Source organism: Amycolatopsis sp. lyj-112, from assembly GCF_046549055.1.
GTDB lineage: Bacteria > Actinomycetota > Actinomycetes > Mycobacteriales > Pseudonocardiaceae > Amycolatopsis.
The window spans coordinates 229,058-240,781 of the sequence record NZ_JAJPWS010000005.1; the positions used below are offsets into that span (position 1 = coordinate 229,058).

14 protein-coding genes are annotated in these 11,724 nt (G+C 68.3%); 4 read left to right on the top strand and 10 right to left on the bottom strand.

The window, feature by feature from the left end:
• The 7 genes from ACLJRL_RS19550 to ACLJRL_RS19580 all read right to left on the bottom strand — a co-directional run bounded on the left by ACLJRL_RS19550 (position 1) and on the right by ACLJRL_RS19580 (position 6,341).
• The gene (locus tag ACLJRL_RS19550; RefSeq protein WP_410657647.1) at positions 1-1,128 is read right to left on the bottom strand and encodes a CU044_5270 family protein; all 1,128 of its coding nucleotides are present in this window, start codon (positions 1,126-1,128) and stop codon (positions 1-3) included.
• Between the two features lie 52 nt (positions 1,129-1,180).
• Positions 1,181-1,696: an RNA polymerase sigma factor gene (locus ACLJRL_RS19555; RefSeq protein WP_410657648.1), complete on the bottom strand. Its 516-nt coding sequence runs from the start codon at positions 1,694-1,696 to the stop codon at positions 1,181-1,183.
• Positions 1,697-2,021: 325 nt separating this feature from the next.
• On the bottom strand, positions 2,022-2,843 hold the full coding sequence (locus tag ACLJRL_RS19560) for a hypothetical protein (RefSeq protein WP_410657649.1): 822 nt from the start codon (positions 2,841-2,843) through the stop codon (positions 2,022-2,024).
• Positions 2,840-3,667, bottom strand: a complete 828-nt coding sequence (locus tag ACLJRL_RS19565) for a hypothetical protein (RefSeq protein WP_410657650.1) — start codon at positions 3,665-3,667, stop codon at positions 2,840-2,842. The genes ACLJRL_RS19560 and ACLJRL_RS19565 overlap by 4 nt, the downstream gene beginning before the upstream one ends.
• Before the next feature lie 61 nt (positions 3,668-3,728).
• A complete protein-coding gene (locus ACLJRL_RS19570) occupies positions 3,729-4,859 on the bottom strand; it encodes an FAD-dependent oxidoreductase (RefSeq protein ID WP_410657651.1) in 1,131 nt (376 codons plus the stop codon).
• Positions 4,856-5,551, bottom strand: coding sequence for a TetR/AcrR family transcriptional regulator (locus ACLJRL_RS19575; protein ID WP_410657652.1), 696 nt, complete (start codon positions 5,549-5,551; stop codon positions 4,856-4,858). Before ACLJRL_RS19575 ends, ACLJRL_RS19570 begins: the two co-directional genes overlap by 4 nt.
• Positions 5,552-5,642: 91 nt before the next feature.
• Complete coding sequence (locus ACLJRL_RS19580; RefSeq protein ID WP_410657653.1) at positions 5,643-6,341, bottom strand: alpha/beta fold hydrolase; 699 nt, start codon at positions 6,339-6,341, stop codon at positions 5,643-5,645.
• A gap of 117 nt (positions 6,342-6,458) precedes the next feature.
• Between ACLJRL_RS19580 and ACLJRL_RS19585 the strand changes: the two genes are divergently transcribed.
• On the top strand, positions 6,459-6,797 hold the full coding sequence (locus ACLJRL_RS19585; protein WP_410657654.1) for a winged helix-turn-helix transcriptional regulator: 339 nt from the start codon (positions 6,459-6,461) through the stop codon (positions 6,795-6,797).
• A gap of 11 nt (positions 6,798-6,808) precedes the next feature.
• Here ACLJRL_RS19585 and rox read toward each other — a convergent pair whose 3' ends face one another.
• Complete coding sequence (gene rox / locus ACLJRL_RS19590; protein WP_410657655.1) at positions 6,809-8,248, bottom strand: rifampin monooxygenase; 1,440 nt, start codon at positions 8,246-8,248, stop codon at positions 6,809-6,811.
• 252 nt (positions 8,249-8,500) lie between these two features.
• Positions 8,501-8,947: an Lrp/AsnC family transcriptional regulator gene (locus tag ACLJRL_RS19595; RefSeq protein WP_410657656.1), complete on the bottom strand. Its 447-nt coding sequence runs from the start codon at positions 8,945-8,947 to the stop codon at positions 8,501-8,503.
• 92 nt (positions 8,948-9,039) lie between these two features.
• On the opposite strand from ACLJRL_RS19595, the gene ACLJRL_RS19600 reads away from it, so the two are divergent.
• The 3 genes from ACLJRL_RS19600 (at position 9,040) to ACLJRL_RS19610 (ending at position 11,544) form a co-directional block, all read left to right on the top strand.
• Complete coding sequence (locus ACLJRL_RS19600) at positions 9,040-9,909, top strand: LLM class flavin-dependent oxidoreductase (protein WP_410657657.1); 870 nt, start codon at positions 9,040-9,042, stop codon at positions 9,907-9,909.
• Complete coding sequence (locus tag ACLJRL_RS19605; RefSeq protein WP_410657658.1) at positions 9,906-10,331, top strand: nucleoside deaminase; 426 nt, start codon at positions 9,906-9,908, stop codon at positions 10,329-10,331. Before ACLJRL_RS19600 ends, ACLJRL_RS19605 begins: the two co-directional genes overlap by 4 nt.
• A 100-nt stretch (positions 10,332-10,431) precedes the next feature.
• Complete coding sequence (locus ACLJRL_RS19610; protein ID WP_410657659.1) at positions 10,432-11,544, top strand: tyrosine-type recombinase/integrase; 1,113 nt, start codon at positions 10,432-10,434, stop codon at positions 11,542-11,544.
• Here the strand turns inward: ACLJRL_RS19610 and ACLJRL_RS19615 are convergent.
• Positions 11,535-11,723, bottom strand: coding sequence for a hypothetical protein (locus ACLJRL_RS19615; protein WP_410657660.1), 189 nt, complete (start codon positions 11,721-11,723; stop codon positions 11,535-11,537). The two genes, ACLJRL_RS19610 and ACLJRL_RS19615, sit on opposite strands and share 10 nt — an antisense overlap.
• Between the last annotated feature and the right edge of the window lies 1 nt (position 11,724).

An 11,724-nucleotide genomic window follows, 5' to 3' on the forward strand; every position in this document is an offset into this window, starting at 1 on the left:
TCAGTTTCCTGGCGGGACAGCTCCCTGCTTGTCGACGATGGTGGTCTGGACGGAGCTGGAGTAGGTCACGGTGCCAGGTTTGATGCCCGCTGTCGTGATGTCGTTTTCATCCGGCTTGAGCCGGGTCATGCGTTGCCCGATGAATTCGCCGGTAGCGGGGTCGACGATGATTTCCATGCGGAAGGTGCCGTCGACAGGGTCGACGCCCAGTGCGACGCCCGTGCGGCCGTCGAGGTTGGCCACCTGCTCGGTCACCTTGAGGTCGGGGATCTTGGCCACCGCGCGGTAGAGCGACTCCTTGAGGTCGGCCGGCAAGGTACCGGTTTTGAGCAGCTGTGTGGCGACGTCCAGTACCCCGCCGAGCTTGGGTTTGTTCACCACCGAGAAGTCGGCCGCCATAAGGTCGTACAGCTTCTGCGGGTCACGCGGCAACCCGTCCAGTCGCTGTTTGGTGGGTGTGCCCCATTTGTCGGCGGACCGGCCGACAAAGGACATGGCCAGGCCGGAGAACTTTCCGCTCGTGGCGCGCCATTCACCGCTCGGCCACTCCGCGACGAGCCCGCCACCTTGTGCTTTCTTGAAGGTCTCGAGAATTTGCTCGTTGCCGATGAGCCATTTCCTGTTCCCTGTGGGCGCGGTTTTGAGCAGCCATTCCCCGTCGAAGTCGCTGGGCTGCCAGGTCTGCGCCAGCCTTTCGCCGGAGAAGGCGACCGGGACCCTGCTGTCGTTCGACAGGATCCAGGTGCGGGTCGCGATATAGCGGAACTTGCCTGCGGGGATGGGAGTCTCACCGGCGACCTGGATCTTGTCGGCGGCGGCATTCAGTGCCTGCTGCACCGACACGAACTTCACTCCCGGCGCGGCCGCCGACGACTGGGCCGAAGGCTCACCATGGTCGGTTCCGGTGATCGCCGCGGTGGCCCCGACGGCGATCACCGCCGCCGCCGCGGCGGCACTGATCCACCAGCGCCGCCCAAGGGGGGATGCCGGCTTTCCCCGAACCTCGGTCAGTGGGGTGGGTCCAGGCACAGGAGTGTCCTCTTCTTCGATGGACCGCACCGCGTTCAGCAGGACGTTGTTGGCGGCGGCCAGGGGCCGCTGGTCGGTGAGGTCCTCGGCGCGCAGCAAGTTCAGTGCCTTGTCCAGCTCGTCGTTCGTCCACAAATGGCGGATGTTGTCCTCAGTCATCGGTGCGCTCTCCTTCCAGACTGTGTAGGGCCTTGGTTGTTGTGTGGGCTCGGAGGAGCCGTCTGGCCCGGTGCAGGCGGGAACGGACAGTGCCTGCGGGAATATCGAGTACCGCACCGATTTCACTGGCATCCAGCTCTCCCCAGCTGGCCAGCAACAACACGTCCCGATGCCCCGGGGCGAGGTCGGCCAGTGCAGCGGCCAGTTCCCGGACCTTGACCTGAGCGTCGACCTGGTCGGCCACCTGATCGGCATGACCGGGGGTGACCTGCGTGCCGAAATCGTGGGCGGTCATCCGCAGGTACCGGTTTTCGGCCTTGGCATGCTGGCGCAGCAGGTTGGTGGCGATGCCGAACAACCAGGCGCGGGCTCCGGCCCGTGCCGGGTCGTAGCTGGCCCGCCGCTGCAACGCGATCAGGAACGTGTCACTGACCAGATCGTCGGCTACCACCGGCCCGGCGCGGCTGGCCAAATATCGGCGCACATCCCGGGCATGTTTGTCGAACAAGCTCTGGAAGATCGACTGAAGGTCGTCCCCGCACAAGTCCGGTCGGTCATCACCGTCCACCCCACTTGCCGCGGCGCACCGCTCAGCCCTAGTCACATCGGATATTCGCCTGAGCCGTGGGAAGTGTTCACCCCAACCACGCGACACGAAGGCCTAGAGCCCCTCACAACCGGTCCAAGCCTGTTCACCAGGCGAGGTTATGCTTGGTAGAAGCCGCGACAAACCTGCAGGGCACGTTAACCCGCAATGGCCGGCATGACGCACATCACACGGGCGAGGCGCTCTGCGAGGTCGCGTATCAACCTCGACGGCGTGCGCGGTGATCTCAAAAGTCGGAGGCCTCGTAGTCGCCGGGCGGTAGCGTGCGGATACGCCGGTTCTGCCGCCGGATGCCGATCACCGTCGTCGCAACGGCGAGGACGGCGTAGGCCACCAGCCACCAGGTGAACTCGGCCGGCGCCCGGTGGCTGAACAGCAGGTCGAGCAGGACGGCGGGCGCGTAGACGGCAGTCATCGCGATCTGGCTGTCCGTGGTGCGGAGCGCGGTGTCGACGGCGGCCGATGCCGTGTCTTCGGCGTAGACCGGGCGTCGCAGCGTCTGGAAGAGGATCACCGCGCAGCACAGGGCAGCCCAGCCGAGCACACCGAGCCAGCTCCACGCGTAGGTCTTGTCCGGGGTGGTGAGGTACATGGCGGCGGCGAGCGCCGCGCCGCCGAGGAAAGTGATCAGGAACGACGCCAGGTACCAGCCGCCCAGGACCGCCAGTGCCGATGGCCGTCCGGAGCGTTCGTCCATGACCGGCAAGGGACCCAGCGCCCGCTCGCGGCGCAAGATCGCCAGCCAGAAGGCGAGCTGCGTGCAGGTGGCGAAGAAGTAGAGATAGCTGGTGTCGGTCATGTCCTCCGCACGGACACCCGGGAGTTCCCCCAGGTACCCGTAGGCGAAGTTCAGCAGCGCGCCCACGATCGCCGCCCCCATGATCCACCGGAAGCTGCTCCCCTCCACGGGGTTGCTGCGAGGGCCGATCCGGAGGGAGAGCAATCTGGTCGGCTCGTTCACCTCGATGCCGCGTTTGCTCAGCCACGTACGGGTGGCGGCGACTTCCGCCGGCCTGAGTTCCCCTGACCGGCCCGTGTTCGCTTTCACCGCCGTCCCCCTTCGACTTCGTGACGAGTGGATGTCTCGTAGTCCCCCAGCGGAAGGTCGAGGTGCCGCGGCAGCCGCCCCACACCGATCACCGTCGTAGCGATCGAGACCACGGCGTAAAGCACCAGCCACCAGGTGAACCCGGCCGGGGACCGGTGACTGAAGAGCGGATCGACCAGGGCCGCCAGCGCATAGATCCCGGGGACCACCATCCAGCAGTCCTGATTGCGCAGGGCTCTATCGACGGCCGCCGAAGCTTCGTCGTCGGCACGCACCCCGCGTAGCAGCGTCCCGAGAAGGATCACCGAACAGCACAGGGCGGCCCAGCCGAGCCCGGCCAGCCAGGTCCACGCGTACGTCCGCGCGGGGGTCGTGAGGTACATCGTGACGCCCAGCGCCCCGCCGCCGACGAAAGTGATCAGCAGCGAGACCAGGTACCAGCCGCCCAGAACTTCCAACGCGGACGGGCGCCCGGAGCGCCGATCCGGCAAGCCGCCCAGCTGCCGTTCGCGATACAGGAAGGACAGCCAGATCCCGAGCTGGATAGTGGCGATGCCGAGGTGGACGTACCTGCTCTCGGCCATCTCGGAGTAGTCGACCACGGGGAGAAAGCCGGACGCGATGAACAGTCCGAATGCCGCCGCCAGTGAACCGAGGTGCCACAGGGGCCGCGTTGCAATGCCGAACGATTGGCGGGGACCGATCCGGACGGTGAGCATCCTGGTCGGCAGGTCCACCTCGACCCCGCGCTTGCGTAGCCAGGCGCGGGTTGCCTCGATTTCCGCCAGGGTCGGTTCGGCCCTGGCGTTGTTCTGTTTGCTCACGGACTCCCCCTCGGAGTGCTTCCTCTGCCCGCTACACGTCGGATGCCGGGCCGAGGTTGCCTCAGCGGTAGGAGGCGAAGCGCTCCAGCAACGGTTGCGGTGCGTCTTCGGCGAAGCACAGGACGAGGCTCTCGGCGGATTCGGCGGCGGAGGCCTCGCTTCGGGGGAACAGCGCCTTCTCATAGGTGCCAAGGGCTGCTTCGACGTCGCCGGGGTGCGCGGCGATGGCCAGGCCGAGTTCGGCTCCGTCGTGCATGGCGAGGTTGGCGCCTTCGCCGGCGAAGGGGGACATCAGGTGTGCGGCGTCGCCGAGGAGCGTGACGCCGGGGACGCGGTCCCAGCTGTGGCCGATCGGGAGTGCGTGGATCGGGCGCGGGGTCAGTTCGCCGTCGGCGTCGGCGATCAGTGCGCGCAGGCCGTCGGCCCAGTCGTCGAAGTGTTCGAGCATCGTGGCTTTCGCCGCCGCGGTGTCGGTGAAGTCGACGGTGGAGATCCAGTCTTCGCCGGTCTTCAGCGCGACGTAGACGTGCAGGCTTCCGCCGGAATCGTGGTGCGCGAGGAAACCCTTGCCCTCGCCGAGTGCGAAGAGCATGCCGCCGCCGACCAGCGCGGTACTCGCGGGATGGCGGGTCGCGGCGTCGTGCAGATGGACCTCGATGAAGGAGAGCCCTTCGTAGGACGGCTTCGCGTCGGACACCAGGGGCCGGACCTTCGACCAGGCGCCGTCGGCGCCGACCAGGAGGCCGGTGGTGAACGTCGTGCCGTCGGCGAGCGCGACTTCGTGGCTGCCGCCGAGGGGACGTGCGCCGGTGACCTTCGAGCCCCAGCGCACCATGCCGTCGGGCAGGGAGCCGAGGAGCAGGTCGCGGAGGTCGCCCCGGGCGATTTCGGGACGGCCGCCGTCGCCGTCGTCGGCCTCCTCCCGATGGACGACCGCGTGCTTGTCGAGGATCCGCAGGGCTTCACCGCCGGGATGGACGAGTGTGCGGAACTCCTCGTGGAGACCGGCCGCCCGCAGCGCCTCCTGGCCGGATTCTTCGTGGATGTCGAGCATGCCGCCCTGGGTGCGGGCGGAGGGTGAGGTGTCCAGATCGAAGACGGCGGCTTCGATGCCGTTGACGTGCAGGACGCGGGCGAGGGTGAGTCCGCCGAGGCCGGCGCCGATGATCGCGATGGGGTGATGGGTGGTCATGTCTCGTTCCTTTCCGAGGGCACTTCCGAGGGCACGGAGGTGTGCGTGATTCCGGCGATGAGCACCTGGAAGCCCCACGACAGCCGTTGCCGCGGCTGCCCGGAAAGCAGGTCGGTGGCGTGCGCGGCGATCCGCGGGTGGGCCCGCTCGTCCACGTCCTGGACGGCGCGCGCGAGGGCGTCCCACTCGTCCGCCGGCTGCTGATCGGCGTGCTCGGCCGCGGTCGCGGTGGCGAACTGCAGGAGGACGTCGACGCCCCAGGCCCGCTGTTCTCGCGGGACGCCGCCTTCTTCGAGCAGCGTCAGCAGCGTCTCGACCTGGCCGAGGTAGTGCTCGCCGCTCGGGCGGGCCACCAGCGCGGAGAGGGCGAGACCGGGGTATTCCAGGAGCATCGCGGTGTAGGCGGCGAGCAACGTTTCGAGCTTCGTGCGCCAGTCACCGTCGTCCGGCGGCGGGGCGATCGTGCCCAGCAGTTCGTCGAGGATCGCGGCGTGCAGCTCGGCGGTGTTGCGGACGTAGACGTAGAGCGACGCCGCGCCGGTGTCGAGTTCCTGCGCCAGGCGGCGCATCGTGACCTTCTGCAGGCCTTCCCGGCGCAGGATCCCGACCGCCGCGACGACGATGCCCTCGCGGGTCAGTGCGGGTTTGGCCGGTCGATCCCGGCGGCTCCGGCGGGTCTCTTCAAGTGCCATAATCTGACCGTACCGAACATGTTCGGTACGAACAAGTTCGGAGCGAACATGTTCGGTACAGGTCACGCCGTCAGGGGTCGTCGTAGCTCAGTTAGGCCGCCTCGAGCAGCAGCCCGACGAGCTCGACGGGCATGGTGATCATGCAGTCATGGCCGGTCGGCAACTCCCGCACCCGCTCGCCTGCCGGGACAGGACGCCGGGTGATGCCCGCCGGGCCGGCCCCGACGCAGTGGATGTGCGTACGCGGGATCGTGCGCGCGGCCGGGTCGTCCAGCCGGACCGGCTCCTGAAGGCACCGCACCGGCTGGTCCGACAGCATCGAGCGCAACCAGGCGACGTCCTCGGGATCGGTGACCCCGAACAAGCCCAGCGGCGGCGGCTGCTCCGGCATCGGCGGAACCCGCCAGCCGTCTACGGCGACGTCGATGAGCCGCTTGGTGACTGGAAGGACATCGACCGCGGCTTCGCCGTCTTCGGGAACCATCGCGTCGAGGAACACCAGACGCGCGATCCGCTCCGGGACCCGGTGGGCAACCCCCGATACGACCATCCCCGCGTAGCTGTGCCCGACGAGCACGACGTCGTCGAGACGCTCGCCTTCGATCAGGCCGGTGACGTCGTCAACGTGGGTGCCTAGCCCGACCTCAGGGCCCAGCAGGTGTGCCTTGTCGCCGTAACCGGTCAGCGACGGCGCGAGCACCCGGTGCCCGGCCGACTCCAGCAGCGGGACCACCCGATCCCAGCTCCGCCCGCTGTGCCAGGCGCCGTGTACCAACAGAAATGTGGCCATGGTCGGCGGTTCCTCCTCGTGCCTCGGTACTCTTTGGTAACCGAGAAGATCGTGATCCACCCAACGCACACCTGGCAATACGGCACTTTTCGGTGCCCCGGTTCTCAGGAGGTAACCATGCAGGACCCGTGCCAAGCCCGCGAAGTCCTCGGGATCGTCGGGGACAAGTGGGCGCTGCTGATCGTGCGCATGCTCAAGGACGGGCCGCGACGCTTCACCGAGCTCAAGCGGGCCATCGACGGCATCAGCCAGCGCATGCTCACAGTGACGCTGCGCGACCTCGAGCGCGACGGGATCCTGACGCGCACGGTCCGCAACGTCATGCCGCCGCACGTCAGCTACGAACTGACCACGATGGGCCGGACCCTGCGCGAAGCCACCGCACCACTGCTCGAGTGGAGCATCACGCACCTGCCGCACATCGACGCCGCCCGCGCGTCGTACGACGACCGCTAGGTCCGACCCCGTCAGGCGGGCTTGCCGAACCAGCGGGAGAGGTGGTCGTCCAGGTCCTGCTGATCGTCGCCGATCCAGGCGATGTGGCCGTCGGGGCGGAGCAGGAGGCACGGGACGTCCAGTGCCGCGGCGGGATCCCCGAGGTAGTCGACCCGGTCCGACCAGCCGCCGGCGGTCAGGCGTTCGGTGCGGTCCAGCAGCAGGCCGCGGCCGCGATGCAGCAGACCGTAGAGGCGGCCCTGTTTCACGTCGATGTCGCGCAGGCGGCGGCCGAGCAGGTCGGGGCCCGCGCCGAAGTCGTAGCGGATGTCGATCGCGGTGATCTTCTCGATCAGATGGCGGTTCACCTCGTCGAAGTCCATCAGTTCGGTGAACAGCCTGCGCAGGGCCCGCGGGCCCGGTTCGGTGGAGTGCAGTTCGATCTGGGCGCGGGTGTTGTCCAGCACGTCCTCGGCGACCGGATGCCGTTCGGCCTGGTAGGTGTCCAGCAAGGTTTCCGGTGCCCAGCCGCGGATCTGCGCGGCCAGTTTCCAGCCGAGGTTGAACGCGTCCTGAACGCCCAGATTGAGCCCCTGTCCGCCGGCGGGCGGGTGGATGTGCGCCGCATCGCCGGCCAGCAGCACCCGTCCGACCCGATAACGTTCGGCCAGCCGGGTGGCATCGCCGAAGCGGGACAACCAGCGCGGGGAGTGCACGCCGAAATCGGTTCCGGCGATGGCGCGCAACTGCCGTTTGAAGTCCTCGAGGGTGGGTTCCGCGCGATCCTCGCTGACACCCGCGACGGGGACGACGACGCGATAGACGCCTTCGCCGAAAGGCCCGAGACTGAACACCTTGTTGCTCTCGCGGATCTCGGTCACCTTGGCGGCGATCTCCTCCTGCGGCACGCCCACTTCCATCTCGCCCATCAGCGTCTCGGACCGGGCGGGTTCGCCGGGGAAGCCGACGCCGAGCAGTTTGCGCACCGTGCTGCGCCCGCCGTCACAGCCGACGAGGTAACGCGAACGCATCAGTTCCCCGTCGGCGAGCTCGATGGTCACGCCCTCGTCGTCCTGCTCGAACCCGGCCACCGCACAACCGCGCCGGACCTGGGCACCCAGTTCTTTCGCATGTTCTTCGAGCAGGTGAACGATGACCGGCTGCGGGATGCCCAGCAGATAGGCGTGCGCGGAATCCAGGCCCTCGGGCGCAGGTTTGGCGATTGCGGCGAAGAAACCTCCGGCCGGACGCTGTCGTGCGTGTTCGCGAACGCGGTCCAGCAGCCCGCGCATGGCCATCAGCTCGATACTGCGGATATGCAGACCGACTATGCGGACGAACGACGCGGGCTCGGTCTCCTTCTCCAGAACGAGTACCCGCACATCGTGCAGCCTCAGTTCGGCGGCCAGCATCGCGCCGGCCGGCCCGCATCCGGCGATGATCACGTCGTGGGTGTATTGCGGAAAGTGCATAGGTGTTGCCTTTCGGGAGTGCCTTGGTGGCGAGGCGCTCCCGGCGACACCTACGTCAGTCGCCCGGCCGTGACGGAAGAGGGAGCACCCACAGCGATACAGCGTTCATGGGTCTCACCTCCTCGGGCGGTGTCACGGTCGACCGCAAGTTACAAGCCCGGACATCATCCCGTCCACTTCTTTAGGCGGGGCTGATCAGCGCCGGAGAGGGCGAAGTCGTCTGGTGCGGCCGCTCCACCGGGCCGCACCGGGTCACGGCCCCTGCGGACCGCGATACGGCAACGTCTGGTTGTAGACGATGTTGGTGTTCGTGCTCCCGAACACCGCCAGCTCGTTGACGATCTCCTCCAGCCGCCCCATCGACGGCGCCGCGATCTTCAGCGAATAGCAGTCATCCCCGGTGGTGCGAAGACATTCGAGGATCTCGGTCCGCTCGGCCAGCAGCTTGTGCAACGGCGCGTGCTTGCTCCCCGGATACTTCAACCGCACCACCGCGAGCACCACATATCCGGCCTTCTCCAGGTCGACGTCGGCGCGATACCCGGTGATCACCCCGGCCGACTCCAGCCGCTTGACCCGTTCCGTCGTCGCCGACGCGCTCAGGCTGACCCGCTTCCCCAGCTCGGTCAGCGGGAGACGGCCGTCCCTCTGAAGCTCGCCGAGGATCGCCCAGTCCGTCGCATCGAGAATCTCGGTCATTCCGCCATCCTACCGGCAGATCCACGGCGAACCAGCCCATACGGAGGGAATGATCTCTTCCCGGATTTCCGCCTCACCGATAGCCTTTACCTGTGCGAATAGGTGTCAACGTCCCCAATTTCGGACCGGGTACCGACCCCGGAATCCTTCGTGGCTGGGCCGCCACGGTCGAAGGCCTCGGCTACGACCTGCTGATGGTCTCCGACCACGTCGCGATCACCCCGGACGTCGCCGAGCAGTACCCGGCGCCGTTCTACGAGCCCTTCACCACCCTGTCGTGGCTCGCCGGCGTGACCGACAGGATCCGGCTCGGAACCACCGTCCTCATCGTCCCGTACCGCCACCCGCTGCTGATCGCCCGCATGGCCGCGAACCTCAACAGCCTCAGCAACGGACGGCTCGTGCTCGGCGTCGCCTCCGGCTGGGCCCGCCAAGAGTTCGAAGCGCTCGACGTCCCCTTCGAGAAACGCGGACGGCTGACCGACGACCACCTCACCGCCGTCCGCGCGGCCTGGGCCGACGACGCCGACTACCGCGCCGGGAAGATCCCGATCTGGGTTGGTGGCAACAGCGACGCCGGAATCCGCCGCGCCGTCCGGATCGGCGACGCCTGGCACCCCCTGCGGACCACACTCCCGTGGCTGCGCGAAGCACTCACCCGCGTCAAGACCATCGCCGACGCCCACGACCGGCCCATCCCCGCGTTCACCCCGCGGATCCTGCTGAACCTCACCGACCAGCCGGTCACCGGGCCCGAACGCCGCGCCGGCGAAGGAACGATCGAGCAGGTCGTCGACGACCTCGATCAGCTTCGCCACCTCGGCGCCGAGACGGTCGTCCTCGACCCGTTCTCCGGCGACCCCGAAGAAACCCTCCGCCCGGAAGCCGCATGGCAGGCCCTGGCGACCGTCGCCGCCCACTGGCAACTGGGCCGGTACCGTCCCGAACTGGAGCGATCATGACCGACCAAGACGAGAAATTCCTCCGCCGCGCCATCGAACTCGCCGCGAAATCCCGCGCCGACGGCGACCCGCCCTTCGGGTCGCTGCTGGTCGGCCCCGACGGCGCCGTACTGGTCGAGGACCACAACACCACGATCTCGCAAGCGGACATCAGCCTGCACCCGGAACTGAAGCTCGCCGTCTGGGCCGCCCGCGAACTCACCCCGGCCGCCGCGGCCGAGACCACCATGTACACCAGCTGCCAACCGTGCGGGATGTGCCAGGGCGCCATCGACCGCTCCGGCCTCGGACGCGTCGTCTTCGCCCTCTCCAATGAGCAGATCACCGCGCTCAAACCGCCCGTGAGCAGCCCCGGCGTCCGGCTCGAAGGCCCGGCACTGTTCGACGAAGCCCGCGTCCCGGTCGAGGGCTACTACACCTGACCCTCAGCGTTCCAGTTCCGTGAAGGACTCCTTGAGGGACTCAGAGTCCCTCAAGGAGTCCTTCACGGAACCCGGGGAATCTGCCGCTAGCATGATCGCGATGTCCGCCGAACTCGTGCCCGCCGCTTTGAGGCTGCCGGAGACCAGGGCCGAGAACCGGCGACAGGTCCTCGCCGAAGCCGTCGCGCTCCTGCCCGCGCTCCCCCCGGCCGACCCGCTCGACCGCTACGCGATCCGGCACATCACCACGCTCTGGCTCGAGACCGACAAGACCGACCACACCCGCCGCGCCTACTACGCCGACCTCTCCGCCTGGCTCGGCTGGTGCGCCCGCACCGGACTCGACCCCCTCCAGGCTCGCCGCGCCGACGTCGACGCCTGGAAGAACACCCTCACCGTCACCGGCAAGGACGGCACCCCACGGCCCGCCGCCGACACCACCGTCGCGCGCACCCTCGCCGGCATCTCCAGCTGGTACCGGTACCTGCAGTCCAACGACATCGCCGACCGCAACCCGGTCTCCGCGGTCACCCGGCCCAAAACCGGCAAGACACCGCCACTGCCCGCGCTCGGCGGCGAATCCACCGCGAAACTGCTCAACCACATGGAAAACCGGGCCCGCACCAACGACACCGAACCCTCCTGGCGAGACGCCGCCGTCGTCGCGATCCTCTTCTACACCGGTCTCCGCGTCTCCGGCCTCACCACCGCCACCGTGCGCGACCTCGACACCGACGCCGGGCACACGATCCTTCGCTACACCGCCAAAGGCGGCCACCGCGACTTCGTCCCGCTCGTCCCCGCCGCCCAGCACCCGCTGCGCCGCTACCTCGAACTCCGCGCCACCCGCACCGGCGTCCGCGCCGACGAACTGACCGGCCCGCTGCTCGCGACCATGCCCCACCGCTACGACAGCGCCAAAATCGGCGGAAAACCGTTGGCACAACGCGACGTCTGGTTCCTCCTGCGCACACAGGCCCGCGCCGCCGGACTACCCGAAGCGAACACGATCTCCCCGCACACCGCGCGCCGCACCACCGGAACCCTGTTGCTGGCCAACGACGTCCCGGTCCAGAAAGTCCAGGACCTGTTGGGCCACGCGGACATCCGCACCACCCGGGACCGCTACGACGCGCACCGGCACAAGCTGGAGACCTCTCCCGTGCACGCCCTCGCGCAACTACTGGCCGAAGCGCGCCACCGTCAAAGCTGAGCCGTCCCCAGCTGGGACTTCGTCGCGCCGATCACCACGCCGTCGACACGCGCGAGCCAGCTCCCGCACAGACACCGCACGTACTCCAGCCTTCCCTGGGAAACCCGCTGAGAGTTCCTTGTGGCCCCGGGCAATTCGGCCAGCGGCCAACCGCACCGCGGGCAGGTGTTCTCTTCCATG